Here is a 25311-nt window from a genome sequence, read left to right as displayed (position 1 = left end):
CAGACGAAATCCACAGTCTGCGAGCCGGGGCGGGAAGATTTTTCTACGCAATGGTCTATAATGCGGCTGAATTTTTCCACACCACAGGCGAAACGATCATGACGCAGGATGAACTGAAAAAAGCAGTAGGATGGGCGGCACTTCAGTATGTACAGCCCGGTACCATTGTTGGCGTAGGTACAGGTTCAACGGCCGCACACTTTATTGATGCGCTGGGTACGATGAAAGGACAAATTGAAGGCGCGGTCTCCAGTTCAGACGCATCGACTGAAAAACTCAAGAGTCTCGGCATCCATGTGTTTGATCTTAACGAAGTGGACAGCCTCGGCGTCTATGTTGACGGGGCGGATGAAATTAACGGTCACATGCAGATGATCAAAGGCGGCGGTGCGGCGCTGACCCGTGAAAAAATCATCGCTTCCGTGGCGAAGAAATTTATCTGCATTGCGGATGCCTCCAAAGAGGTGGATATTCTCGGTCATTTCCCGCTGCCGGTTGAAGTCATTCCGATGGCGCGTAGCGCTGTGGCTCGTCAGCTGGTGAAACTGGGCGGTCGTCCGGAATACCGTCAGGGCGTGGTGACGGATAACGGCAACGTGATCCTTGATGTATACGGCATGGAGATCCTCGACCCGGTGGCAATGGAAGACGCCATCAACGCGATTCCAGGTGTTGTAACCGTGGGGCTCTTCGCCAGACGTGGAGCGGATGTGGCACTGATTGGCACCGCTGACGGCGTGAAAACCATCGTGAAATAATCTGATGGGGGAATGAATACCCCCATCAAAAAAATTTGGCAGGGCAAATTTGGTGACATGTGTCACGTTATTATCATTGTCCTGCCGATCTCTCCAAAGAAAAACTTATCCCCAGCATTTTCCTCTGCGATTTCCCATTGAATGATATTTATTCAGAATGGCGACGCAAACGTTCATATTGCCGCAATAATTATTTTTGATATGTTGAAAGGCGGATGCAGGAACCAGACCCAGAAAGCGTTACTGGCGCAGGCAGTGTGAGTGCTGCCCGGGTTCAACATGACGAGCAAAATAGTTTTACGAGGTCGGGTTCAGTCCACACACAACACATCAGATTGATAAAAATACAGGGTCGGGGAAATGGCAAAGGTATCGCTGGAGAAAGACAAGATTAAATTTCTGCTGGTTGAAGGCGTGCATCAAAAGGCACTGGAAAGCCTTCGCGCAGCAGGTTATACCAACATTGAATTTCATAAAGGCGCGTTAGACGCCGGACAGTTAAAAGAGTCCATCCGCGATGCTCACTTTATTGGTCTGCGATCCCGTACCCATCTGACTGAAGAAGTGATCAACTGTGCTGAGAAGCTGGTCGCTATCGGCTGCTTCTGTATCGGCACCAACCAGGTTGATCTGACCGCGGCGGCAAAACGAGGGATCCCGGTGTTTAATGCCCCGTTCTCCAATACCCGCTCCGTGGCGGAACTGGTCATTGGTGAGCTGCTGTTGCTGCTACGCGGCGTGCCGGAAGCGAACGCCAAAGCACATCGCGGCGTGTGGAATAAGCTTGCCGCCGGTTCTTTTGAAGCGCGCGGTAAAAAGCTGGGCATCGTGGGCTATGGTCACATCGGTACACAGCTGGGGATCCTGGCAGAATCGCTGGGGATGCACGTCTACTTCTATGATATTGAAAACAAACTGCCGCTGGGTAACGCAACCCAGGTACAGCATCTCTCTGACCTGCTGAATATGAGCGACGTGGTCAGCCTGCACGTACCGGAGAACGCTTCCACCAAAAACATGATGGGCGCGAAAGAGATTGCGCTGATGAAGCCTGGCTCACTGCTGATTAACGCTGCGCGCGGCACTGTGGTGGATATTCCGGCACTTTGTGACGCGCTGGCCACCAGGCATCTGGCGGGTGCGGCTATCGACGTCTTCCCGACCGAACCTGCCACCAACAGCGATCCGTTTACTTCTCCGCTGTGCGACTTTGATAACGTGATTCTGACGCCACACATCGGCGGGTCGACTCAGGAAGCGCAGGAAAATATCGGTCTTGAAGTGGCGGGTAAACTGAGCAAGTACTCTGACAACGGTTCCACGCTCTCTGCGGTGAACTTCCCGGAAGTATCGCTGCCGCTGCACGGTGGTCGTCGTCTGATGCACATCCACGAAAACCGTCCTGGCGTGCTTACCGCGCTAAACCAAATCTTTGCAGAGCAGGGGGTTAACATTGCTGCACAGTATCTGCAAACTTCTGCCCAGATGGGTTATGTGGTGATTGATATCGAAGCGAGCGAGGATGTCGCTGAGAAAGCGTTGCTGGCGATGAAGGCTATTCCGGGCACCATTCGCGCCCGTCTGCTGTACTGATTTCCTCTACATGGGCAGGCGGTTGACCTGCCCATCTTTCCTCTGATTTCCCTGCCTCAAAATCTCTTTCTGTAACGCATACATTCTGTTTTCGAGCTTTGCCGCAGTTGGCAACTAAAGGCAGCGTTGCGTGTTGTACAGCAATAAAAGGAATTTACGATAGGGGGGCAGCATAGCGCTGAAACGGGAAAGCCCCTACCGAAGCAGGGGCTCTAAAAAGGAAAGGGACGATGATGAGATACGTCATCATGCTGCTGATCCTGTTAATCATCGCCTGGCCAGCATATTAACAGAGAGTACGCAGGAGGGAGGTTCGCCTCCCTCACCCTTCATCGAGGAATTTAGGTCAAAAAAACGGCGCTGTCAATTGGCAAAAAACGGCTACCACTCCCAGATTTTGGACGGCGTCACCACCGCTGGCAGTGGGATATCCCACTCTTCAACCGGCAATTTTTCTACTAACTGGCAGTCATGCGCGTAGCCCACGGGTTGAATCCGATGCTGCTGCCAGTTTTGTAGCGTCCGGTCGTAGAACCCTCCGCCCATCCCCAGGCGCTGCCCTGTTCCGTCAAACGCCACTAATGGCGTAATCAGCACATCCAGTTGAGAGAGCGGCAGAACGTCGCGTACGTCCAGCTTTGGCTCCTGAATCTTTAGGCGATTGACGACCAGCTCGCTGCGCGGATGATAGTGCAGAAACAGCAAATTACCTGGGCTGAACGGGTGTAAAACCGGGAGATAAACACGTTTGCCCGCCCGCCAGAGTTGCTCGATCAGCGGCTGAGTATCCAGCTCGCCATCAAACGACAGAAACACGGCGACCGTGTGTGCCATCATTACGGGCGGGTATGCCAGCATGCGGTTGGCGGCCTGTTGACCAAAATTGATTTGTTGCCGGGGAGTGAGCGCACGACGTCGTTGCCGGATCATCTGGCGAATGTCTTGTCGTAACAGGGAGTGTTCAGAAATCAGGGTCATGGCTATTGCCAGGTAGAAGGGGAATCTCCGAGATGCCGCCGCAGGCTGTAACCCTTGAACCCTTGGTTCAAGGTGAATGCGTCGTCACAGTTTTAAGGCTTCTCGGACGGACCGAGCATGCTCACCAACCATGGATCGCCACATTCTTGTGGTATGAAATATCGGCTCAGGGGACTGGCCCGCTTGCAAACATCTCAGAGAATTTTTTGTCTTCACGGTTACTCTACCATAGTAAACCGAAAAGTGTTATTCAAAGTTTTGGCCCGTTTTTTCGGTTATGCGACCCTGATCAAGCAACGCCTGTTCAATGGTCTGCTGGAGCATCCGAATACGTTGTTCCATGCTCGCCGCGTACTCGCGGGTCTTCGCTTTTTCCTGAGTTAACTCATAGCTGATATTCAATGCGGCAATGAAAACCAGCTGCTCAGTATTTGTGACTCTAGTGCGAACTTTTAGATCTTGCAACCGCTGATTCAGATCGTCCGCAGCCTGATTCAACGCATCCCTTTGTTCAGGCGGGCAATTCACTCGAAGTGAACGGCCAAAAATTTGGATATCGACGGGTTGTGCAGACATGCCACCTTCCTGCTGATTGACTGCGCTGCCTTCGTCTCCAGACCCTGGGTCCGCGAAGGGGCGACACTATAGCTACCCTGATGTGAAGATACAAGCCCTTTTCTGGTTCACCAGGGTCCAAAGTGGTAGCATATCATGAATATCCTCCCTTTGATGACGAATGCTTATGTCTATACAGAACGAAATGCCTGGTTACAACGAAATGAACCAGTTTTTGAACCAACAAGGGACGGGACTGACCCCGGCCGAAATGCACGGTTTAATCAGTGGGATGATTTGCGGCGGCAACAACGACAGCTCATGGCAGCCGCTGCTTCACGACCTGACGAACGAAGGTCTGGCTTTTGGTCACGAGCTGGCCCAGGCGTTACGCAAAATGCACTCTGCCACCAGCGATGCGTTAGAGGATGACGGCTTTCTTTTTCAGCTTTATCTGCCTGAAGGCGACGATGTCAGCGTGTTCGATCGCGCCGACGCGTTGGCAGGTTGGGTGAATCACTTCCTGCTCGGCCTGGGTGTCTCTCAGCCGAAGCTCGATAAAGTCACCGGTGAAACCGGTGAAGCTATTGACGATCTGCGTAACATCGCCCAGCTGGGTTATGACGAAGACGAAGATCAGGAAGAACTCGAAATGTCGCTGGAAGAGATCATCGAGTATGTGCGTGTTGCTGCACTGCTGTGCTTTGACACCTTCACGCGCCAGCAGCCGACCGCGCCGGAAGTGCGCAAACCGACTCTGCATTAAGAACGGAAGGAGAGTGTCATGACACAGCAAGAATATTTACGCCGTCGTAAGGCGCTGCTCGCGCAAATGCAGTCCGGCAGCGCCGCGCTGATTTTCGCCGCACCGGAAGCGACGCGGAGCGCGGACAGTGAATATCCGTATCGCCAGAGCAGCGACTTCTGGTATTTCACCGGTTTCAATGAGCCGGAAGCCGTGCTGGTGCTGATTAAAAGTGATGACACACATAGCCACAGCGTGTTGTTTAACCGCGTGCGCGATCTGACGGCGGAGGTCTGGTTTGGTCGTCGTCTGGGGCAGGAGACAGCACCGGAAAAACTGGGCGTGGATCGTGCGCTGGCGTTCAGTGAAATTAACCAGCAGCTTTTCCAGTTACTTAACGGCCTGGACGTGGTTTACCATGCGCAGGGTGAATATGCGTATGCGGATGACATTGTTCTTACCGCGCTGGATAAGCTGCGTAAAGGCTCTCGTCAGAATCTGAGAGCCCCGGCAACGATGACCGACTGGCGGCCGATAGTGCATGAGATGCGCCTGTTCAAATCGCCGGAAGAGATTGCGGTGCTGCGTCGCGCAGGCGAGATCAGCGCGCTGGCCCATACCCGAGCGATGGAACGCTGCCGTCCTGGCATGTTTGAGTACCAGCTGGAAGGCGAAATCCACCACGAATTTAACCGTCACGGCGCGCGTTACCCCTCCTATAACACCATTGTCGGCAGCGGTGAAAACGGCTGCATTCTGCATTACACCGAAAATGAGAGTGAGATGCGCGACGGATCTTTGGTGTTGATTGACGCCGGGTGTGAATACAAAGGCTATGCGGGCGATATTACGCGTACCTTCCCGGTAAACGGCAAATTCACGCCAGCCCAGCGTGAAATCTACGACATCGTACTGGAGTCATTAGAGACCAGCCTGCGCCTGTATCGTCCGGGCACCTCCATTCAGAACGTCACTGGCGAAGTGGTTCGCATCATGATTACCGGACTGGTGAAGCTCGGTATTCTCCGCGGTGACGTTGATCAACTGATTATCGATAATGCCCACCGCCCTTTCTTCATGCACGGCCTGAGCCACTGGCTGGGACTGGATGTCCACGATGTCGGCGTGTACGGTCCGGATCGCTCCCGTCTCCTTGAGCCTGGCATGGTGCTCACCGTTGAACCGGGGCTTTATATTGCGCCGGACGCGGACGTGCCGGAGGCGTATCGCGGAATTGGCATTCGTATTGAAGACGACATCGTTATCACCGAAACCGGTAATGAGAACCTGACCGCCAGCGTCGTGAAGAAGGCGGACGATATTGAAGCGTTAATGGCGGCGGCGCGAAAACAATGAGCGTGATTATCGTTGGCGGCGGGATGGTGGGGGCGACGCTGGCGCTGGCCATTTCTCATCTCAGCCATGGGAAGCTGCCGGTCCATCTGATAGAGGCGACGGCCCCTGAAGCGGGCAGCCATCCGGGGTTCGACGGTCGGGCGATTGCACTGGCTGCGGGAACCTGCCAGCAGCTGGCGCGTATTGGCGTGTGGCAGGCGATTGCCGATTGTGCAACCGCCATTAATACCGTGCACGTCAGCGATCGCGGACATGCCGGGTTTGTTACGCTGGATGCGCAAGACTACCGTATTCCGGCGCTGGGGCAGGTGGTCGAACTGCACGACGTTGGTCTGAGGCTATTTGCCTTGTTGCGTAAAGCGGCAGGTGTGACCCTGCACTGCCCCGATCGGGTGGCCAGCGTGTCGCGCACCCAGGAACAGGTCAACGTTACGCTGGAAAACGGCGACATCGTTTCCGGCGATGTCCTGGTTGCAGCGGACGGGACGCGTTCTGCACTGGCTACCGCCTGCGGCGTTGACTGGCAGCAGGCGTCCTGGGAACAGCTGGCGGTGATTGCCAACGTTGCCACCGCCGTTCCCCATCAGGGACGTGCGTTTGAACGCTTTACCGAACATGGCCCACTGGCGATGCTGCCGATGTCCGAAGGTCGCTGCTCGCTGGTGTGGTGTCATCCACTGGATAAGCGGGATGAAGTGATGGCCTGGTCAGATGCGCAATTTTGCCGTGAACTACAGGCTGCTTTTGGCTGGCGACTTGGCAGAATTACCCATGCGGGGAAACGCAGCGCTTACCCGCTGTCACTCACCACGGCGGTGAAAGCCTTTACCCATCGTACCGTACTGGCAGGCAACGCAGCACAAACGCTGCACCCCATCGCCGGACAGGGTTTTAACCTCGGTTTACGGGATGTCATGAGCCTTGCCGAAACTCTGGTTGAAGCGCGTAAGGCCGGGGAGGATGTGGGTGGCTACAGCGTCCTGTCGCGCTATCAACTGCGCCGCGAAGACGATTGCGAAGCGACGATTGGCGTCACGAACAGTCTGGTTTATTTGTTCGCCAATCGCTGGGCGCCGCTGGTTGTTGGCCGCAACATCGGCTTAATGGCGATGGAATTATTTCCCCAGGCTCGCGATGCGCTGGCGCAAAGAACGCTTGGTTGGGTGGCGCGTTAACCTGGTCACACCAGGCTATTTTATTTGCCATTTTGGACCCCGGCAGTGCTCACTATCCTCACGTACTACGTGTATGCTGCGGTTGTTGCGCGCTGTCCGCGTCCAGACTGGCTGCAACAATTACGCCTGCTGAGCCAGGCATCAGGAGTGGATTGTGCAAAGTGTTGATGTAGCAATTGTTGGCGGAGGCATGGTTGGCCTGGCGGTTGCCTGTGGCTTACAGGGCAGCGGCCTGCGCGTCGCGGTGCTGGAGCAGCGTGAACCGCAGCCTCTGGCGGCGGATGCTGCCCCTGCGCTTCGCGTGTCGGCAATCAATGCCGCCAGCGAAAAACTGCTTACCCATCTCGGCGTATGGTCAGACATTGTTGCCCGCAGGGCGAGTTGCTACCACGGGATGGAAGTCTGGGATAAAGACAGCTTTGGTCGTATTGCGTTTGATGACCAGAGCATGGGTTACAGCCATCTGGGCCATATCGTGGAGAACGCGGTTATCCATTATGCGCTGTGGCAAAAGGCGCAAAATTCTTCTGATATTACGCTGATGGCTCCTGCTGAATTGCAGCAGGTTGCCTGGGGCGAAAATGAAGCCTTCCTGACGCTGAAAGATGGCGCAATGTTAACGGCACGCCTGGTGGTTGGGGCTGACGGCGCAAATTCCTGGCTGCGCAATAAGGCAGACATTCCTCTGACCTTCTGGGATTACCGTCACCATGCGCTGGTGGCGACTATCCGTACGCAGGAAGCTCACGGCGCGGTTGCGCGGCAGGCGTTTCACGGTGAGGGGATCCTGGCGTTCCTGCCGCTCAGTGACCCGCACCTGTGCTCTATCGTCTGGTCGCTCTCGCCGCAGGAAGCAGAACGCATGCAGCAGGCAAGCGTTGACGAGTTTAATCAGGCGCTGACTATCGCTTTTGATAATCGCCTGGGGCTGTGCAGCCTTGAAAGCGAACGTCAGGCGTTTCCGCTGACGGGACGCTATGCCCGTCAGTTTGCTGCGCACCGTCTGGCGCTGGTGGGGGATGCCGCTCATACTATCCATCCGCTGGCAGGGCAGGGGGTTAATCTTGGCTTTATGGATGCCGCAGAACTGATTGATGAACTTAAGCGCCTGCATCGACAGGGAAAAGACATCGGTCAGTATCTTTATCTGCGTCGTTATGAGCGTAGCCGTAAGCACAGCGCTGCGATGATGCTGGCGGGTATGCAAGGTTTTCGTGAACTGTTTGCCGGTGAGAATCCGGCTAAAAAGCTGCTGCGTGATATCGGCCTGAAACTTGCTGACACGCTCCCGGGAGTAAAGCCACAGCTTATCCGTCAGGCTATGGGGTTAAACTCACTGCCTGAATGGCTCCGCTAAACATTCACCTCTATTTTGATAGTTTGAGACCCATCACATTTTTCACTCCCGGCCTTCGCGCCGGGGGGCTTTCCTCATTTGAAATAAACTAATTTCACCACTCTTTTCGCATTATATTTTCTAATGTTATGAATTTTTCACTACGCCATTTTTGACATTTTTTTAGCGTTTAATATGGTTTGTTGCTGATTAATCGCGAATTGGTATGTATTTAATCTGGAATATCTCGCGGCTGTCTGGTTTTTTATGCTGATGCGTTTTTTGTTGGTTTTGGTCATAAGCTAATGTGATGGTTAATTTTGCCTTATGGTTTAGCGTCTGTTTCAGTGGTAAGTTCAGACGCAAAGAGAACGTTTGCGTCGGGGCCCTGGAGTGGCGTCGACGCCGGGTTTCGTGGTGCATTTTCATCATGAAATGGTTGTAAGCCCCGCTTATTCAATGAGGACAAGATGGCTCAACAGACTCCTTTATACGAACAACACACGCTATGTGGCGCGCGCATAGTCGATTTCCACGGCTGGATGATGCCGCTGCACTACGGTTCTCAACTTGATGAGCACCACGCAGTCCGCACCGATGCTGGTATGTTTGATGTGTCGCATATGACCATCGTCGATCTGCATGGCAGCCGTACCCGGGAGTTCTTGCGTTATCTGCTGGCTAACGACGTGGCAAAGCTAACGAAGACCGGCAAAGCCCTCTACTCCGGCATGCTCAATGCCTCGGGCGGTGTGATAGATGACCTGATTGTCTATTACTTCACTGAAGACTTCTTCCGCCTCGTTGTCAACTCCGCCACCCGCGAAAAAGACCTCTCCTGGATTACCCAACATGCTGAACCGTATGCCATCGACATTACCGTTCGTGATGATCTGTCACTGATTGCGGTACAGGGTCCAAACGCGCAGGCAAAAGCAGCCACATTGTTTACTGACGAGCAGCGCCAGGCGGCAGAAGGCATGAAGCCGTTCTTCGGCGTTCAGGCGGGGGACCTGTTTATTGCCACGACCGGCTATACCGGCGAAGCCGGCTATGAAATCGCGATGCCGAATGAGAAGGCAGCGGATTTCTGGCGTGCCCTCGTGGAGGCGGGCGTGAAGCCATGCGGCCTTGGCGCGCGCGATACGCTGCGTCTGGAGGCGGGCATGAACCTGTATGGGCAGGAGATGGATGAGGGGATCTCTCCGCTGGCGGCCAACATGGGCTGGACTATCGCCTGGGAGCCGACTGACCGTGACTTTATTGGTCGTGAAGCGCTGGAATCACAGCGCGAAAAAGGCCACGAACAGCTGGTTGGTCTGGTGATGACAGAAAAAGGCGTGCTGCGTAATGAACTGCCTGTCCGCTTCACCGATGAGCAGGGCAACCCTCAGGAAGGCGTTATCACCAGCGGCACTTTCTCTCCCACGCTGGGTTACAGCATTGCGCTGGCGCGTGTTCCGGCAGGCATTGGCGAGACTGCCATTGTACAAATCCGTAACCGTGAAATGCCGGTAAAAGTAACGAAACCTGTTTTTGTGCGTAACGGCAAAGCCGTCGCGTGATTCATCCTTTTTTGGAGATTGACTGATGAGCAACGTACCAGCAGAACTGAAATACAGCAAAGAACACGAATGGCTGCGCAAAGAGGCTGACGGCTCTTACACCGTTGGTATTACTGAACACGCTCAGGAACTGTTGGGCGATATGGTTTTCGTTGACCTGCCGGAAGCAGGCACCACCGTCAGTGCGGGTGACGATTGCGCGGTTGCGGAATCCGTAAAAGCGGCTTCTGACATTTACGCGCCGGTAAGCGGTGAGATTGTCGCGGTGAATGACGCGCTGAGCGATTCTCCGGAACTGGTGAACAGCGATCCGTATGCCGCAGGCTGGATCTTTAAAATCAAAGCCAGCGACGAAAGCGAAATCGAATCTTTGCTGGATGCGACCGCATACGAAGCATTGTTAGAAGACGAATAAATACGCTTCAATTCTTCACGTTGCAGGTGGTTGGCTGCGCTCGTTCACCCCGGTCACGTACTTATGTACTTTCATGGGGATTCACTTACCTGCCGCCTGCCTGCAACGCGAATTATTTCCCGTATTCAGTAAACAGAGCCAATCACGATTCACTGCACGTTTCAGGAACCATCGCCCATGACTCAGACGTTAAGCCAGCTTGAAAACAGTGGCGCTTTCATAGAACGCCATATCGGACCGGACGCCTCGCAGCAGCAAGAGATGCTGAATGCGGTTGGTGCCGGGTCGCTAAATGCGCTAATCGGCCAGATTGTGCCGAAAGATATTCAGCTTGCGACCCCTCCTCAGGTAGGGGAAGCGGCGACAGAATATGTCGCGCTGGCAGAATTAAAAGCCATCGCCGGGCGGAACAAGCGCTTCACGTCGTACATTGGCATGGGCTACACCGCCGTGCAGCTACCGCCGGTGATCCTGCGCAACATGCTGGAGAACCCGGGTTGGTACACCGCGTACACGCCGTATCAGCCGGAGGTTTCACAGGGGCGTCTGGAAGCGCTGCTGAACTTCCAGCAGGTGACGCTGGATCTGACCGGTCTGGATATGGCTTCCGCTTCTCTGCTGGATGAAGCCACCGCCGCTGCCGAAGCGATGGCGATGGCCAAACGCGTCAGCAAACTGAAAAACGCCAACCGCTTTTTTGTCGCCGCGGACGTGCATCCGCAAACGCTGGATGTGGTACGCACCCGCGCCGAAACCTTTGGCTTTGACGTCATTGTCGATGACGCGGCAAAAGTATTGGATCATCAGGATGTGTTCGGCGTGCTGTTGCAGCAGGTTGGCACGACGGGTGAAGTCCACGACTACAGCGCGCTGATTGGCGAACTGAAGTCACGCAAAGTGATTGTGAGCGTGGCTGCTGATTTTATGGCGCTGGTGCTGCTGACTGCACCGGGCAAACAGGGCGCGGACATCGTATTCGGCTCTGCGCAACGCTTCGGCGTACCGATGGGTTACGGCGGCCCGCACGCGGCATTCTTTGCCGCGAAAGATGAATTCAAACGCTCCATGCCGGGGCGTATTATCGGCGTATCGAAAGATGCGGCGGGCAATACCGCACTGCGCATGGCGATGCAGACGCGTGAGCAGCATATCCGCCGTGAGAAAGCGAATTCCAATATTTGTACCTCGCAGGTGCTGCTGGCTAACATCGCCAGCCTGTACGCTGTTTACCATGGTCCGGCAGGACTCAGGCGTATTGCTGGCCGTATTCATCGCCTGACTGACATTCTGGCGGCGGGGTTGCAACAGAAAGGGCTGAAGCTGCGTCATGCGCACTACTTCGACACCCTGTGTGTGGAAGTGGCGGATAAAGCCGCCGTGCTGGCGCGTGCGGAAGCGGCAGAAATCAACTTGCGCAGCGACATTCATAACGCGGTGGGCATCACGCTTGATGAAACCACCACACGTGACAATGTGCTGCAACTGTTCACCGTACTACTGGGTGACAGCCACGGCCTGAACATTGATGTGCTGGATAAAGAGGTGGCCCACGACAGCCGGTCTGTTCAGGAAAGCATGATGCGTGATGACGCCATTCTGACCCATCCGGTGTTCAACCGTTATCACAGTGAAACGGAGATGATGCGCTATATGCACTCTCTGGAGCGTAAAGATCTGGCGCTGAATCAGGCTATGATCCCGCTGGGTTCCTGCACCATGAAGCTGAACGCGGCGGCCGAGATGATCCCCATCACCTGGCCTGAATTTGCGGAACTGCATCCGTTCTGCCCACCGGAACAGGCTGAAGGCTACCATCAGATGATTGGTCAGCTTTCAGAGTGGCTGGTAAAACTCACCGGTTACGACGCGGTATGTATGCAGCCGAACTCCGGTGCGCAGGGGGAATACGCCGGTCTGCTGGCGATTCGTCATTATCACGAAAGCCGCAACGAAGGGCATCGCGACATCTGTCTGATCCCGGCGTCTGCGCACGGCACTAACCCGGCATCTGCCCACATGGCAGGGATGCAGGTCGTCGTCGTTGCCTGCGATAAGAATGGCAACATCGACCTGGCGGATCTGCGTGCCAAAGCAGAGCAACATGCCGATAACCTCTCCTGCATTATGGTGACCTACCCGTCCACCCACGGCGTGTATGAAGAAACCATTCGTGAAGTGTGCGAGATCGTGCATCACTCTGGTGGGCAGGTTTATCTTGATGGCGCGAACATGAACGCTCAGGTGGGCATCACCACACCGGGCTTCATCGGCGCGGATGTTTCGCACCTCAACCTGCATAAAACTTTCTGTATTCCGCACGGCGGTGGCGGTCCGGGGATGGGACCGATAGGCGTGAAGTCGCATCTGGCGCCGTTTGTTCCGGGCCACAGCGTGGTACACATTGAAGGGATGCTGACCCGTCAGGGGGCGGTGTCTGCGGCACCGTTCGGCAGCGCGTCGATTCTGCCCATTAGCTGGATGTATATCCGCATGATGGGGGCAGAAGGACTGAAGCAGGCAAGCCAGGTAGCGATTCTTAATGCTAACTACATCGCCAGCCGTCTGAAGGATGCCTATCCGGTGCTGTATACCGGCCGTGATGGTCGTGTGGCGCACGAATGTATTCTCGACATTCGCCCGTTGAAAGAAGAGACCGGCATCAGCGAACTGGATATAGCCAAACGTCTGATCGACTACGGTTTCCACGCACCGACAATGTCGTTCCCGGTGGCGGGTACATTAATGGTTGAACCGACGGAATCTGAAGGCAAAGCGGAGCTGGATCGCTTTATCAATGCGATGCTGGAAATTCGTGCGGAAATCGACCGCGTGAAATCCGGCGAGTGGCCGCTTACCGATAACCCACTGGTTAACGCACCGCATACCCAGAACGAGCTGGTGGCCGAGTGGAATCACGGTTACAGCCGCGAAATCGCCGTCTTCCCGGCAGGGGTGGCAAACAAATACTGGCCGACCGTGAAGCGTCTGGATGACGTTTACGGTGACCGCAATCTGTTCTGCTCCTGCGTGCCGATGAGCGAATATCAGTAATCGGCTGATTCGACTATGTTTTAAAGGCGCTTCGGCGCCTTTATTTTTGGGGTGAATAGTGATGGCTATAGCACTGGTTACGGGGGGCAGTCGCGGCATTGGTCGGGCAACCGCGCTGCAGTTAGCGCAAGAGGGTTACACGGTCGCCGTTAATTTTCATCACAATATTCGTGCGGCAACGGAGGTGGTGAACAATATCGCCGCTGCGGGGGGAAAGGCGTTTGCTCTGCGGGCAGATATCAGCGATGAAAGCCAGGTCGGGGCGATGTTTGAGTCCATTGACCGTGAAGGCGAGCCGCTGACTGCGCTGGTGAACAATGCCGGGATTTTGTTTGAACAGAGCACGGTGGAAAGCCTAACCGCTGAGCGCATTAATTCCGTCCTGGCGACTAATGTTACCGGCTATTTTCTGTGCTGTCGGGAAGCGATAAAACGCATGTCGTTTAAGCACGGTGGTCAGGGCGGGGCGATTGTGAATGTCTCTTCGGCGGCGTCACGGCTTGGCGCCCCGTTCGAATATGTTGATTACGCAGCCTCAAAAGGTGCGGTGGACACGCTCACCACAGGCCTCGCACTTGAGGTTGCGGCACAGGGGATACGCGTGAACTGCGTGCGACCCGGTCTTATCTACACTGAAATGCATGCGTCAGGCGGCGAGCCGGGAAGGGTCGAACGCGTGAAATCCATGTTACCTATGCAGCGCGGCGGACAACCAGAAGAGGTCGCGCAGGCGATTACCTGGCTGCTGAGTGAGAAGGCGTCTTACGTCACGGGCAGTTTTTTGGAGCTGGCCGGAGGGAAGTAATGCGTTGCTTGCCGGATGGCGGCGTAAATGTCTGATCTGGTCTACAGATTCCGTTCCCGTAAACTGGATAAGCACAGCGCCATCCGGCAAAAAATTACAGATTCTCGCCGTTACTGGCAATCACCGCTTTATACCAGTCAAAACTTTTCTTGCGCGAGCGGGACATATCGCCGGTGCCGTCGTCATGCTTGTTCACATAGATAAAGCCATAGCGCTTGCTGTACTGACCTGTGGTAAAGGAAACGCAGTCGATGCAGCCCCACGGCGTGTAGCCCATCAGATCCACGCCGTCATAGGTTACCGCTTTCATCATCTCTTCCACGTGCGCACGCAGGTAGTCGATGCGATAGTCGTCGTTGATGCTGCCGTCTTCTTCTACTTTGTCGTAAGCGCCAAATCCGTTTTCAACGATAAACAACGGCTTCTGATAGCGCTCATACAGCTCGCACAGAGAATAGCGCAGGCCCACCGGATCAATCTGCCAGCCCCAGTCGGAAGCCTTCACGTGCGGGTTTGGCACGCTGCCTTCAAAACCGGAGATAGCGTCGCCGCTGCCACCTTCGGCTTTTACCGCATTGGTCATGTAGTAGCTGAAGCCGAGATAATCACAGGTGCCTTCGCGCAGAATTGCCTCGTCGCCCGCTTCCATTTTGATGTTAAAGCCGCGACGCTCCCACTCGTTGAGAACATAAGACGGGTAGTAACCGCGCAGCTGTACGTCGGTGAAAACATAGCGTTCACGCATGGATTCCTGAGCGAACATGACATCTTCCGGCTTACATGAGAATGGATACAGCGCCACCATTGCCAGCATGCAACCCACCTTCATCTCCGGGTTGATGCGACGAGCCACTTTTACCGCCAGCGCGCTGGCGACAAACTGGTGATGCAGCACCTGGTACATGGTCTCTTCCGGGTTTTCATGTTCGGTATACACCACGCCAGAACAGCAGTAGCCGAACAGCGGCGCGCGCCAGTTACGCTGGTTGTTGATTTCGTTGAAGGTCATCCAGTACTTGACCTTGTGCTTGTAGCGTTCGAACACTACTTCGGCGAAACGCACAAAGAAATCGACCACTTTACGGTTGGTCCAGCCGCCATACTGCTGTACCAGATGCAGCGGCATTTCGAAGTGGGAGAGGGTGATAACCGGCTCAATGTTGTACTTGAGCAACTCATCGAACATATCGTCGTAGAATTTCAGCCCTTCTTCATTTGGCTGTGCTTCATCACCCTGCGGGAAAATGCGGGTCCAGGCAATGGAGGTTCGAAAACATTTAAAACCCATCTCGGCAAACAGCCTGATGTCTTCTTTGTAGTGACCATAAAAGTCGACCGCTTCGTGGTTTGGGTAGTATTTCCCCGGTTCCACTTGCCGGGTGATTTCACGCGGTACGCCGTGCGCGCCGCCGGTCAGGACATCACAAATGCTTGGCCCTTTACCGCCCTGGTTCCAGCCGCCTTCAACCTGGTGTGCGGCAACCGCGCCGCCCCATAAAAAATCTTTCGGTAAGGTGAGTTTTTTCATTAGTGTTCAGTCTCAAATTAATACAATCTGATTTTGAGTCTAACAAAGGAAAAATAAATGTCACGATATAACAAAATAACGCTATTGTGATTTGTTACAACGAAAAAACAGGGTGTTTTATTCCGTTAATTTCTTCGCCAGCTTACGACCTAGCGATTCCAGAATATAGATTACAGGAATTTGCGTTGTGATATCGTAGACCCCGGCAATACGCGTTTGCGGCACATGCCAGGAGAGATTAAAATCAGCCAGTTTCGCCAGGCGTGAGTGTTCATGGCTGGTGACGGAGAGTACTTTACACTTGTGCAGGCTGAACTGGCTGGCAAAGCGCAGGATCTCTTCAGTTTCCCCGGAGACGGAGAGCACAATCGCCAGCGCGTTTCTGGCCATATCATTAGTGACGGGAAAATAAGGATCGTCAATATGATTACTGAATTTACCCACGTTTGAAAAAAAACGCGCCCCATATTTCGCCAGGGCACCAGAGGTGCCTGCACCGACAAAGATAATTCGCTCAGAAGATAAAATAATCTCTACCGCCTGATCGAGTAATTTATCAAATTCGTCGTTATTTACACCTTTAAAAAAACTGATAATTTCGCTGGCGCCAAAATTCGCCTGTTGCTGTTCATTCTGCTCTAAATATAATTTAAAGCGCACGCGGAATTCAGAGTAACCCTCACACTTAAGCTTGCGGCAAAAGCGCAGCACGGTGGTGGTGGATACGCCCACGGCATCGGCCAGTTCACGGATAGTCATGTACATGACTTTGTCACGGTTTTTGATGACATAGTTGTAGACCAACATCTCAATATTGTTGAGACTGGCGATGGCGGCGTGGGAGAACATACTCACAATGGCAAAACTCACTCATCAGACTTCATCTTCAGGGAATAATAACATGCAGCCGAACGACATCACTTTTTTTCAGCGTTTCCAGGACGACATTCTGGCCGGACGTAAAACTATCACTATTCGTGATGAATCCGAATCGCACTTCAACGCTGGCGATGTTCTGCGGGTTGGGCGTTTTGAAGATAACGGTTACTTCTGCACAATCGAGGTGCTGGGTACTTCTACCGTCACGCTCGATACGCTGACGGAAAAACATGCGCAACAGGAAAATATGACCCTGGAAGAACTCAGGCGCGTGATCGCTGATATCTACCCTGATCAAACACAATTCTATGTGATTGATTTTAAATGCCTTTGATTTAACGAAACACCTGTTAGTTGAAAATCAATATACAACATTATGATTTGTAATGATTAATCTTAATGTGATGTTTATTTTAGCTAACAGGTGTTCACTGGAACCATTCTCAGTTACGCTAGAGGTGCAATCACGCGCGTGTTCGTTTCTCCGGAGTAAGCTATGGTCCAGAAGCCATTAATCGCACAGGGATATTCGCTGTCAGAGGAAATCGCTAACAGCATCAGCCACGGCGTTGGGTTGGTATTTGGTATTGTCGGACTGGTACTGCTACTGGTTCAGGCGGTTGATATGAACGCCAGTGCTACCGCTATCACCAGCTACAGCCTGTATGGCGGTAGCATGATCTTGCTGTTTCTCGCCTCCACCCTGTATCACGCGATCCCGCATCAGCGCGCTAAGATCTGGCTGAAAAAGTTCGATCACTGTGCGATTTACCTGCTGATTGCCGGGACCTATACGCCATTTCTGCTGGTGGGGCTGGATTCGCCGCTGGCGCGTGGGCTGATGATTGTTATCTGGAGCCTGGCGCTGCTCGGGATTTTATTCAAACTGACTATCGCGCATCGGTTTAAAATTTTGTCGCTGGTGACTTACCTGACTATGGGCTGGCTGTCGCTCATAGTCGTCTATGAGCTGGCGATCAAACTGGCTGCCGGAGGCGTAACGTTACTGGCGGTTGGCGGCGTGATCTATTCGCTGGGCGTGATTTTCTATGTCTGCAAACGCATCCCCTACAACCATGCTATCTGGCATGGGTTTGTGCTGGGTGGCAGTGTTTGCCACTTTCTGGCGATCTATCTGTACGTTGGTCCGGTCTGACACACTGCTGCCGGATGGCGGCTAACACCTTATCCGGCCTACGGGAAATACTTGCAGGCCTGATAAGCATCGTGCCATCAGGCGTAATTTTATGACTCTTCCAGCGAATATGGCAGCGGTTCGATGTGCAATGTGTTGGCATCGTCGCGCACGCGGAATACGCTGTCCGCTTCCATATCGTTATTCATGACGACCTGCACCAGAAGTTGACCATCCTCCCGTTGAGCCGCAGCCAGCACGGTACCGGTACGACGCCAGTTTTCGCCCATTTGCAGTTCGAGATCTTCACCCGCTTCCGGCACCCGGCTGGCTGTACCTGCCAGATACCACAGCGCACGTTTGTTGGCACCGCGGAATTTCGCGCGAGCTACCATCTCCTGACCGGTATAGCAGCCTTTCCTGAAACTGATACCGCCCAGTGCCTGTAGGTTGGTCGCCTGAGGAATAAACTGCCCGCTATTGGCGGCATCAATGATCGGGATACCCGCTTCGATATCCAGTGCCAGCCACTGCTGGCTGTTATTCAACTCCGCTTCGCCACGCAGTTTTTCAGCGATGTTCTCTGCCATTGCAACGTCGGTGACCAGCAGGAAGCGTTCCGCCGGGTGTTCGAACCACAGGATTGTTGATACGCCTTCGGTAACGGCCTGCTTTTCGCTGTCCGGCAGTTCGCTGAAGAGATTTGCCAGCGCTGCCCGTGCCTGGAATCCGGCGATGCCCAGCAGGACGCGCTCATCGTCAGGGGCAATCGCCACCTTCGAGAAGACGGCGTATTTTTTCAGCTCGGAGAGTTGAGCGTCGCGCAGGCTGCGACGTTCAATCCACGCAAAACCATCCTCCTGACGAAACAGCCGCAGGTTGCTCCACATTTTGCCTTTGGCATCACAATGGGCGGCCAGCACGTGCTGATGATCGGTCAGCTGGCTGACGTCGGCAGTGACCTGGCCCTGAATGTACTTCTCGCTATCCGCGCCGGTGATGGTCGCCAGCGCCCAGTCATCCAGCGTCATCAGCGTCAGAGGCAAACGCGCAGACGCTGAAGGCTGACGGGGAGGAAAAGAGGTAAAAGCCATAGTAAATGTCCTGATTTGCTTAACGCAGTGATAATGACTAATGGTAAAAGAGCTATTGCCCATTGCAAGCTCTTTCAGAGGCTCATTTGTGCCTTATCTTACGCTTTGCGGGGCGACATCCAAAATCGATGAACTCTTTGACTTAGTGTGGTTTTATTTAGCGATCGCGCTTCCGGTTGCTGAGATTCCCGCAATGGAACATGAAAAACACGTTACAATAGCCAGGTACTTCGTTTCGAGAGACAGGAAGAAGAAGATGGATATTAACAACAAAGCACGTATTCATTGGGCATGTCGTCGCGGTATGCGGGAGCTTGATATCTCTATCATGCCGTTTTTCGAACATGAGTACGACACGCTGAGCGATGAAGAAAAACACATTTTTATCCGCCTGCTGGAGTGCGATGACCCGGATTTATTCAACTGGTTGATGAACCATGGTAAACCGGCAGATGCTCAACTGGAGCAGATGGTGCGACTCATCCAGACACGGAATCGGGAACGTGGTCCTGTGGCAATCTGATTTACGCGTCTCCTGGCGCGCGCAGTGGCTTTCTCTGCTCATTCACGGGCTGGTGGCCGCGATTATTTTATTAATGCCCTGGCCGTTGAGCTACACCCCATTATGGATGGTGCTGCTGTCGCTGGTGGTTTTTGACTGCGTGCGCAGTCAGCGGCGCATTAATACCAGACAGGGGGAGATAAGGCTCCTGATGGACGGACGTCTGCGCTGGCAGGGGCAGGAGTGGACCATCATAAGCGCGCCCTGGGCGATTAAAACGGGCATGATGCTGCGTTTGCGTTCAGATACCGGTAAGCGTCAGCATCTGTGGCTGGCCGCGGACAGTATGGATGATGCCGAATGGCGAGATTTACGGCGGTTAATGCTGCAACAGGGAGCGCAGGGGTAACGCCGACAAATGCCTGATGGCGCTACGCTTTATCCGGCTTACGGTTCGGTGCGCCACACAGGCCCGATAAAGCGTTCACGTCGCCATCCGTCAGATCGGCTGTCAGGATCTATCAGGAATAGTGCTCTGCCATCTCACCGAGAATTTGCTCGCACCATGTCTGAATGCGTTCATCGCTGAGGTCATACTGGTTTGTTTCATCGAGCGCGAGGCCAACGAATAGTTGTCCTTCTGCAATGACGGGTTTGGGGCTGGTGAACTCGTAGCCTTCAGTTGGCCAGTAGCCAACGAATTTGACGCCTTTTGTCGCGAGTTTATCATGCAGCATGCCCAGCGCATCCAGGAACCACTCGCCGTAACCTGACTGATCGCCCATGCCGTAAAGTGCGACAATTTTACCTTCAAGATTGAGAGCGTCCAGTTGATCCCAGACGGCCTCCCAGTCTTCCTGGATTTCACCGAAATCCCAGGTAGGAATACCTAAAATGAGCACATCGTACTGCTCCATTAAAGTCGGAGAGTCGTCTTTGAGGTTGTGTAATGTGATCAATTCCGGGCCGATGATGTCGCGAATTTTTTCCGCTGCCATTTCGGTGTAGCAGGTGCTGGAACCATAAAATAGGCCGATATTCATGACGTACTGCTCTCGATTCTTGCGATGACGATGCGGCTAGTGTACCAGAAAGGCGTCGAATTCAGGCATAATGGCGTTGATTTAACACGCAGAGGGGCCAGAGGTGGATAAGGATCTTGCGCGAATCGAACAGTTTCTCGATGCGCTTTGGCTGGAGCGTAATCTGGCGGAGAATACGCTAAGCGCGTATCGTCGCGATCTGTCGATGGTGGTTGAATGGCTGCACCATCGGGGAAAGACGCTTGAGACGGTGCAGAGCAGCGATTTGCAAGCGCTATTGGCGGAGCGGATGGACGGCGGGTATAAAGCTACCAGCTCGGCACGCTTGTTGAGTGCGGCGCGACGTTTCTTTCAGCATCTGTATCGTGAAAAACTTCGTCCGGATGACCCCAGCTCGCAGCTGGCTTCACCTAAGCTTCCGCAGCGTTTGCCAAAAGATTTAAGCGAGGCGCAGGTTGAGCGACTGCTCCAGGCTCCGCTAATTGAACAACCGCTTGAGCTGCGCGATAAAGCGATGCTGGAAGTGCTGTACGCCACCGGACTGCGCGTCTCTGAACTGGTGGGGCTGACAATGAGCGATATTAGCCTGCGTCAGGGCGTGGTGCGGGTCATTGGTAAAGGCAATAAAGAGCGTCTGGTGCCGTTGGGAGAAGAGGCGGTGTACTGGCTGGAGACGTATCTGGAACACGGGCGTCCGTGGCTGCTCAACGGCGTGTCGATTGACGTTTTGTTTCCCAGCCAGCGTGCGCAACAGATGACGCGTCAGACCTTTTGGCACCGCATTAAACACTATGCTGTGCTGGCGGGGATCGACAGCGAAAAGCTGTCGCCGCACGTGTTGCGTCACGCTTTCGCCACGCATTTACTTAATCATGGCGCGGATTTACGTGTGGTACAGATGTTGCTTGGACACAGCGACCTCTCCACAACCCAAATTTATACACATGTCGCGACCGAGCGCTTGCGTCAACTTCATCAACAGCATCACCCGCGAGCGTGAGTGCTGACCGGAAAGGATAGGTTATGAAAAAGAGTTTTATGATGTTCACCCTGCTGGCCGCTGCATTTTCCACAATAGCGCACGCGGACGACGCCACGATTCGCCAGTCGCTGGCGAAACTGGGTGTCCAGATCACGGAAATCCAACCTGCACCTGTCGCAGGGATGAAAACGGTGCTGACCAATAGCGGCGTGCTGTACGTTGCTGAAGATGGCAAACATATTATCCAGGGACCGATGTACGACGTGAGCGGCGCGCATCCGGTGAACATCACGAACCAACTGCTGATGACTCATCTGAATACGCTGGAAAAAGAGATGATCGTCTACAAAGCGCCGCAGGAAAAACACGTCATCACCATCTTTACCGACATCACCTGTGGCTATTGCCATAAGCTGCATGAAGAGATGAAAGACTACAACGCGCTGGGGATCACCGTGCGTTATCTGGCTTTCCCGCGTCAGGGGCTGAACAGCCAGGCAGAGCAGGACATGAAGTCCATCTGGTGTGCGAAGGATAAAAATAAAGCGTTTGATGAGGCGATGGCAGGCAAAGGCGTGCAGCCGGCATCCTGTGATATCGATATCGCCAGGCACTACGCGCTGGGCGTGCAGTTTGGCGTGAGCGGCACGCCAGCGATTGTGCTGAGCAATGGTTATGTGGTGCCGGGTTACCAGGGGCCAAAAGAGATGAAAGCGTTCCTTGACGAACATCAGAAACAGACCAGCGGTAAATAATTCGCGTGAAACAGCAGATACAACTTCGTCGGCGTGAAGCCGACGAGACGGCCGATTTGCCCGCCGACCTGCCGCCGCTGCTGCGCCGTTTGTACGCCAGTCGCGGTGTGCGCAGCGCGCAGGACCTGGAACGCAGCGTCAAAGGCATGTTGCCGTGGCAGCAGCTTAGCGGCGTCGAAAAAGCCGTTGAGATCCTCTATAACGCCTTTCGCGAGGGAACTCGCATTATTGTCGTTGGCGATTTTGATGCGGACGGGGCGACCAGTACGGCGCTGAGCGTACTCGGGATGCGCTCGCTGGGCTGCGATAACATCAGCTATCTGGTGCCAAACCGTTTTGAAGATGGCTATGGCCTGAGTCCGGAAGTGGTCGATCAGGCTCATGCCCGCGGCGCGCAACTCATTGTGACGGTGGATAACGGCATCTCTTCGCATGCCGGTGTAGAGCATGCCAGAGCGCTGGATATCCCGGTGGTCGTGACCGATCACCACCTGCCGGGCGAGACGTTGCCAGAGGCTGAAGCCATCATTAACCCGAACCTGCATGACTGCGACTTTCCGTCGAAGTCGCTGGCAGGCGTTGGCGTGGCGTTCTACCTGATGCTGGCGTTACGTACCTTCCTGCGTGATAAAGGCTGGTTTGACGAGCGGGGTATTGCGCCGCCGAATCTGGCGGATCTGCTCGATCTTGTGGCATTGGGCACGGTGGCGGACGTGGTGCCGCTGGATACCAATAACCGTATTCTGACGTGGCAGGGGCTGAGCCGTATTCGCGCCGGGAAGTGCCGCCCCGGTATTAAGGCGCTGCTTGAAGTGTCTAACCGCGAACCGCAAAAGCTGGCGGCCAGTGATTTGGGATTTGCGCTTGGCCCGCGTCTGAATGCCGCAGGCCGCCTGGATGACATGTCCGTCGGCGTGGCGCTCCTGCTGTGCGATAACATTGGTGAAGCACGCGTACTGGCGAACGAGCTGGATGCGCTGAACCAGACGCGTAAAGAGATTGAGCAAGGGATGCAGGCCGAAGCGCTGATCCTGTGCGAGAAGCTTGAGCGTAGCCGTGAAACGCTGCCCGGTGGTCTGGCGATGTACCATCCGGAGTGGCATCAGGGGGTGGTCGGGATTCTGGCCTCGCGTATTAAAGAGCGTTTCCACCGCCCGGTGATCGCCTTCGCTCCCGCTGGTGACGGCACGCTGAAAGGTTCCGGTCGTTCCATTCAGGGACTACACATGCGCGACGCGCTGGAGCGCCTGGATACACTGCATCCGGGGCTGATGCTGAAGTTTGGCGGCCATGCGATGGCGGCAGGACTATCGCTGGAAGAAGCAAAGTTTGAGCTGTTCCAGCAGCGTTTTGGCGAACTGGTGACCGAGTGGCTCGATCCGGCGCTGTTGCAGGGTGAGGTGGTTTCCGACGGGCCTCTCTGCGCCGCGGAGATGACGATGGAAGTGGCGCAACTGCTGCGCGATGCCGGACCCTGGGGGCAAATGTTTCCGGAACCGTTGTTTGATGGACGGTTTCGCCTGTTGCAACAGCGGCTGGTGGGCGAACGACATCTGAAGGTGATGGTCGAGCCTGTTGGCGGCGGACCATTGCTTGACGGTATCGCATTTAACGTCGATACCGCCTTTTGGCCCGACAACGGTGTGCGTGAAGTAGAGCTGGCATACAAGCTGGATATTAACGAGTTTCGCGGCAACCGCAGTTTACAAATTATTATCGATAATATCTGGCCACTTTAGCGTCACCTTACACAAAATAATTCAAGCTGCATCGAGGCGGCAAGTGGATGAGTCCCCGGGAGCGTACGAGTAGTACGTGACCGGGGCGAAATCGCGCAGCCAACAAAGAGGCAGCTTGAAGGATGATGTGTATATTCGCTATAAAAAAGTGCGTGGATTGGTTACAATCCCGCCCTTATAACCGCATTTTGACTCGTCCAATAAAAGAAATCAGACCATGTTTGAAATTAACCCGGTAAATAACCGCATTCAGGACCTCACGGAACGCTCTGACGTTCTTAGGGGGTATCTTTGACTACGATGCCAAGAAAGAGCGTCTGGAAGAAGTAAACGCCGAGCTGGAACAGCCGGATGTGTGGAACGAACCCGAACGCGCGCAGGCGCTGGGTAAAGAGCGTTCCTCGCTTGAAGCGATTGTCGACACCCTCGACCAAATGACTCAGGGTCTGGAAGATGTTTCCGGGCTGCTGGAACTGGCTGTTGAAGCCGACGACGAAGAAACCTTTAACGAAGCCGTAGCTGAACTCGATACGCTGGAAGAAAAACTGGCGCAGCTGGAATTTCGTCGTATGTTCTCCGGCGAGTACGACAGCGCGGATTGTTATCTTGATATCCAGGCGGGTTCCGGCGGTACTGAAGCGCAGGACTGGGCCAGTATGCTGGAGCGTATGTATCTGCGTTGGGCAGAAGCGCGCGGCTTTAAAACGGAGATTATTGAAGAGTCTGAAGGCGAAGTGGCGGGAATTAAATCCGTTACCATCAAGATCTCGGGTGAATACGCCTACGGCTGGCTACGTACGGAAACCGGTGTTCACCGCCTGGTGCGTAAGAGTCCGTTCGATTCCGGCGGTCGTCGTCATACCTCGTTCAGCTCTGCGTTTGTCTACCCGGAAGTTGACGATGATATTGATATCGAAATCAACCCGGCAGACCTGCGCATCGACGTATACCGCGCATCCGGCGCGGGTGGTCAGCACGTTAACCGTACCGAATCTGCGGTACGTATCACTCACATCCCGACCGGGATTGTGACGCAGTGCCAGAACGACCGTTCCCAGCACAAGAACAAAGACCAGGCCATGAAGCAGATGAAAGCGAAGCTTTATGAACTGGAGATGCAGAAGAAGAATGCCGAGAAGCAGGCGATGGAAGATACTAAATCCGACATCGGCTGGGGTAGCCAGATTCGTTCTTACGTCCTTGATGACTCCCGCATTAAAGACTTGCGTACCGGGGTTGAAACCCGCAACACGCAGGCGGTGCTGGACGGCAGCCTGGATCAATTTATCGAAGCAAGTTTGAAAGCAGGGTTATGAGGAACC

General features: G+C 54.3%; 25 protein-coding genes and 1 other RNA gene. 18 read left to right on the top strand and 8 right to left on the bottom strand.

Annotated features, from left to right (window positions below; all coding sequences use genetic code 11):
- The first annotated feature begins 98 nt into the window (after positions 1-98).
- The gene (rpiA, locus tag C3432_RS14835) at positions 99-758 is read left to right on the top strand and encodes a ribose-5-phosphate isomerase RpiA (protein WP_103777874.1); all 660 of its coding nucleotides are present in this window, start codon (positions 99-101) and stop codon (positions 756-758) included.
- Positions 759-1118: 360 nt separating this feature from the next.
- Entirely contained in the window at positions 1119-2351 is a 1233-nt protein-coding gene (gene serA, locus C3432_RS14830; protein WP_103777357.1) for a phosphoglycerate dehydrogenase, read from the top strand.
- Between the two features lie 381 nt (positions 2352-2732).
- Here serA and C3432_RS14825 read toward each other — a convergent pair whose 3' ends face one another.
- The 3 genes from C3432_RS14825 to zapA all read right to left on the bottom strand — a co-directional run bounded on the left by C3432_RS14825 (position 2733) and on the right by zapA (position 3905).
- Positions 2733-3329: a 5-formyltetrahydrofolate cyclo-ligase gene (locus C3432_RS14825; protein WP_103777356.1), complete on the bottom strand. Its 597-nt coding sequence runs from the start codon at positions 3327-3329 to the stop codon at positions 2733-2735.
- A 20-nt stretch (positions 3330-3349) separates the two neighbouring features.
- A non-coding RNA gene (ssrS, locus tag C3432_RS14820) (6S RNA) lies at positions 3350-3533 on the bottom strand.
- Positions 3534-3575: 42 nt separating this feature from the next.
- Positions 3576-3905, bottom strand: a complete 330-nt coding sequence (gene zapA, locus C3432_RS14815; RefSeq protein ID WP_003026980.1) for a cell division protein ZapA — start codon at positions 3903-3905, stop codon at positions 3576-3578.
- Between the two features lie 166 nt (positions 3906-4071).
- On the opposite strand from zapA, the gene ygfB reads away from it, so the two are divergent.
- From ygfB to ubiI, 4 genes are all read left to right on the top strand, one after another.
- Positions 4072-4650 carry a UPF0149 family protein YgfB gene (gene ygfB, locus C3432_RS14805; RefSeq protein ID WP_146050923.1) on the top strand — a complete coding sequence of 193 codons (579 nt, stop codon included), beginning with the start codon at positions 4072-4074 and terminating at the stop codon, positions 4648-4650.
- 18 nt (positions 4651-4668) lie between these two features.
- The gene (gene pepP / locus C3432_RS14800; RefSeq protein WP_103777354.1) at positions 4669-5985 is read left to right on the top strand and encodes a Xaa-Pro aminopeptidase; all 1317 of its coding nucleotides are present in this window, start codon (positions 4669-4671) and stop codon (positions 5983-5985) included.
- Positions 5982-7160, top strand: a complete 1179-nt coding sequence (gene ubiH, locus C3432_RS14795; RefSeq protein WP_103777353.1) for a 2-octaprenyl-6-methoxyphenyl hydroxylase — start codon at positions 5982-5984, stop codon at positions 7158-7160. Before pepP ends, ubiH begins: the two co-directional genes overlap by 4 nt.
- A 154-nt stretch (positions 7161-7314) precedes the next feature.
- A complete protein-coding gene (gene ubiI, locus C3432_RS14785) occupies positions 7315-8517 on the top strand; it encodes an FAD-dependent 2-octaprenylphenol hydroxylase (RefSeq protein WP_103777351.1) in 1203 nt (400 codons plus the stop codon).
- Between the two features lie 74 nt (positions 8518-8591).
- Here ubiI and C3432_RS28540 read toward each other — a convergent pair whose 3' ends face one another.
- On the bottom strand, positions 8592-8651 hold the full coding sequence (locus tag C3432_RS28540) for a hypothetical protein (protein ID WP_445432938.1): 60 nt from the start codon (positions 8649-8651) through the stop codon (positions 8592-8594).
- 315 nt (positions 8652-8966) lie between these two features.
- Here C3432_RS28540 and gcvT point away from each other — a divergent pair, with 315 nt between their 5' ends.
- The 4 genes from gcvT to C3432_RS14760 all read left to right on the top strand — a co-directional run bounded on the left by gcvT (position 8967) and on the right by C3432_RS14760 (position 14332).
- On the top strand, positions 8967-10061 hold the full coding sequence (gcvT, locus tag C3432_RS14775; RefSeq protein WP_103777349.1) for a glycine cleavage system aminomethyltransferase GcvT: 1095 nt from the start codon (positions 8967-8969) through the stop codon (positions 10059-10061).
- Positions 10062-10086: 25 nt separating this feature from the next.
- Positions 10087-10476, top strand: coding sequence for a glycine cleavage system protein GcvH (gene gcvH / locus C3432_RS14770; RefSeq protein ID WP_103777348.1), 390 nt, complete (start codon positions 10087-10089; stop codon positions 10474-10476).
- Positions 10477-10653: 177 nt separating this feature from the next.
- Positions 10654-13527, top strand: a complete 2874-nt coding sequence (gcvP, locus tag C3432_RS14765) for an aminomethyl-transferring glycine dehydrogenase (protein WP_103777347.1) — start codon at positions 10654-10656, stop codon at positions 13525-13527.
- A gap of 61 nt (positions 13528-13588) precedes the next feature.
- Positions 13589-14332 (top strand): SDR family oxidoreductase, encoded by a 744-nt coding sequence (locus tag C3432_RS14760; RefSeq protein WP_103777346.1) that lies wholly within the window; start codon positions 13589-13591, stop codon positions 14330-14332.
- Between the two features lie 94 nt (positions 14333-14426).
- On the opposite strand, the gene bglA is transcribed toward C3432_RS14760, so the two are convergent.
- Positions 14427-15860, bottom strand: coding sequence for a 6-phospho-beta-glucosidase BglA (bglA, locus tag C3432_RS14755; protein WP_103777345.1), 1434 nt, complete (start codon positions 15858-15860; stop codon positions 14427-14429).
- A 117-nt stretch (positions 15861-15977) separates the two neighbouring features.
- Positions 15978-16709 (bottom strand): MurR/RpiR family transcriptional regulator, encoded by a 732-nt coding sequence (locus C3432_RS14750; protein ID WP_103777873.1) that lies wholly within the window; start codon positions 16707-16709, stop codon positions 15978-15980.
- Between the two features lie 52 nt (positions 16710-16761).
- Here C3432_RS14750 and yqfB point away from each other — a divergent pair, with 52 nt between their 5' ends.
- Positions 16762-17073 (top strand): N(4)-acetylcytidine aminohydrolase, encoded by a 312-nt coding sequence (gene yqfB, locus C3432_RS14745; protein ID WP_103777344.1) that lies wholly within the window; start codon positions 16762-16764, stop codon positions 17071-17073.
- Positions 17074-17235: 162 nt separating this feature from the next.
- A complete protein-coding gene (trhA, locus tag C3432_RS14740) occupies positions 17236-17895 on the top strand; it encodes a PAQR family membrane homeostasis protein TrhA (RefSeq protein WP_103777343.1) in 660 nt (219 codons plus the stop codon).
- Positions 17896-17984: 89 nt separating this feature from the next.
- Here trhA and ygfZ read toward each other — a convergent pair whose 3' ends face one another.
- On the bottom strand, positions 17985-18968 hold the full coding sequence (gene ygfZ / locus C3432_RS14735; protein ID WP_103777342.1) for a tRNA-modifying protein YgfZ: 984 nt from the start codon (positions 18966-18968) through the stop codon (positions 17985-17987).
- 256 nt (positions 18969-19224) lie between these two features.
- Between ygfZ and sdhE the strand changes: the two genes are divergently transcribed.
- Together sdhE and C3432_RS14725 are read left to right on the top strand one after the other, a co-directional pair.
- Positions 19225-19491: an FAD assembly factor SdhE gene (sdhE, locus tag C3432_RS14730; RefSeq protein ID WP_103777341.1), complete on the top strand. Its 267-nt coding sequence runs from the start codon at positions 19225-19227 to the stop codon at positions 19489-19491.
- On the top strand, positions 19472-19879 hold the full coding sequence (locus C3432_RS14725) for a protein YgfX (protein WP_103777340.1): 408 nt from the start codon (positions 19472-19474) through the stop codon (positions 19877-19879). The genes sdhE and C3432_RS14725 overlap by 20 nt, the downstream gene beginning before the upstream one ends.
- A 112-nt stretch (positions 19880-19991) precedes the next feature.
- On the opposite strand, the gene fldB is transcribed toward C3432_RS14725, so the two are convergent.
- Positions 19992-20513 (bottom strand): flavodoxin FldB, encoded by a 522-nt coding sequence (gene fldB, locus C3432_RS14720; RefSeq protein ID WP_103777339.1) that lies wholly within the window; start codon positions 20511-20513, stop codon positions 19992-19994.
- Positions 20514-20616: 103 nt separating this feature from the next.
- On the opposite strand from fldB, the gene xerD reads away from it, so the two are divergent.
- The 4 genes from xerD (at position 20617) to prfB (ending at position 25305) form a co-directional block, all read left to right on the top strand.
- On the top strand, positions 20617-21513 hold the full coding sequence (gene xerD / locus C3432_RS14715) for a site-specific tyrosine recombinase XerD (protein WP_103777338.1): 897 nt from the start codon (positions 20617-20619) through the stop codon (positions 21511-21513).
- A gap of 23 nt (positions 21514-21536) precedes the next feature.
- On the top strand, positions 21537-22250 hold the full coding sequence (dsbC, locus tag C3432_RS14710; RefSeq protein ID WP_103777337.1) for a bifunctional protein-disulfide isomerase/oxidoreductase DsbC: 714 nt from the start codon (positions 21537-21539) through the stop codon (positions 22248-22250).
- 5 nt (positions 22251-22255) lie between these two features.
- Entirely contained in the window at positions 22256-23989 is a 1734-nt protein-coding gene (gene recJ, locus C3432_RS14705; RefSeq protein WP_103777336.1) for a single-stranded-DNA-specific exonuclease RecJ, read from the top strand.
- Positions 23990-24206: 217 nt separating this feature from the next.
- A protein-coding gene (prfB, locus tag C3432_RS14700) for a peptide chain release factor 2 (RefSeq protein ID WP_103777335.1) occupies positions 24207-25305 on the top strand; the annotation gives its coding sequence in 2 pieces (ribosomal slippage) (positions 24207-24281 and positions 24283-25305; 1098 coding nt in all).
- Positions 25306-25311: the final 6 nt, after the last annotated feature.

Source organism: Citrobacter amalonaticus (assembly GCF_002918555.1).
Classification (GTDB): domain Bacteria; phylum Pseudomonadota; class Gammaproteobacteria; order Enterobacterales; family Enterobacteriaceae; genus Citrobacter_C; species Citrobacter_C amalonaticus_A.
Note: the sequence above shows the minus strand (reverse complement) of the source record. Positions and strands in the feature narration are given on the sequence as shown.

Excerpts from the sequence above, each read along its gene's own strand:
- rpiA (WP_103777874.1), top strand. The coding sequence starts at position 99 with ATGACGCAGGATGAACTGAAAAAAGCAGTAGGATGGGCGGCACTTCAG.
- serA (WP_103777357.1), top strand. The coding sequence starts at position 1,119 with ATGGCAAAGGTATCGCTGGAGAAAGACAAGATTAAATTTCTGCTGGTT.
- C3432_RS14825 (WP_103777356.1), bottom strand. The coding sequence starts at position 3,329 with ATGACCCTGATTTCTGAACACTCCCTGTTACGACAAGACATTCGCCAG.
- zapA (WP_003026980.1), bottom strand. The coding sequence starts at position 3,905 with ATGTCTGCACAACCCGTCGATATCCAAATTTTTGGCCGTTCACTTCGA.
- ygfB (WP_146050923.1), top strand. The coding sequence starts at position 4,072 with ATGTCTATACAGAACGAAATGCCTGGTTACAACGAAATGAACCAGTTT.
- pepP (WP_103777354.1), top strand. The coding sequence starts at position 4,669 with ATGACACAGCAAGAATATTTACGCCGTCGTAAGGCGCTGCTCGCGCAA.
- ubiH (WP_103777353.1), top strand. The coding sequence starts at position 5,982 with ATGAGCGTGATTATCGTTGGCGGCGGGATGGTGGGGGCGACGCTGGCG.
- gcvT (WP_103777349.1), top strand. The coding sequence starts at position 8,967 with ATGGCTCAACAGACTCCTTTATACGAACAACACACGCTATGTGGCGCG.
- gcvH (WP_103777348.1), top strand. The coding sequence starts at position 10,087 with ATGAGCAACGTACCAGCAGAACTGAAATACAGCAAAGAACACGAATGG.
- gcvP (WP_103777347.1), top strand. The coding sequence starts at position 10,654 with ATGACTCAGACGTTAAGCCAGCTTGAAAACAGTGGCGCTTTCATAGAA.
- C3432_RS14760 (WP_103777346.1), top strand. The coding sequence starts at position 13,589 with ATGGCTATAGCACTGGTTACGGGGGGCAGTCGCGGCATTGGTCGGGCA.
- bglA (WP_103777345.1), bottom strand. The coding sequence starts at position 15,860 with ATGAAAAAACTCACCTTACCGAAAGATTTTTTATGGGGCGGCGCGGTT.
- C3432_RS14750 (WP_103777873.1), bottom strand. The coding sequence starts at position 16,709 with ATGTTCTCCCACGCCGCCATCGCCAGTCTCAACAATATTGAGATGTTG.
- yqfB (WP_103777344.1), top strand. The coding sequence starts at position 16,762 with ATGCAGCCGAACGACATCACTTTTTTTCAGCGTTTCCAGGACGACATT.
- trhA (WP_103777343.1), top strand. The coding sequence starts at position 17,236 with ATGGTCCAGAAGCCATTAATCGCACAGGGATATTCGCTGTCAGAGGAA.
- ygfZ (WP_103777342.1), bottom strand. The coding sequence starts at position 18,968 with ATGGCTTTTACCTCTTTTCCTCCCCGTCAGCCTTCAGCGTCTGCGCGT.
- sdhE (WP_103777341.1), top strand. The coding sequence starts at position 19,225 with ATGGATATTAACAACAAAGCACGTATTCATTGGGCATGTCGTCGCGGT.
- fldB (WP_103777339.1), bottom strand. The coding sequence starts at position 20,513 with ATGAATATCGGCCTATTTTATGGTTCCAGCACCTGCTACACCGAAATG.
- dsbC (WP_103777337.1), top strand. The coding sequence starts at position 21,537 with ATGAAAAAGAGTTTTATGATGTTCACCCTGCTGGCCGCTGCATTTTCC.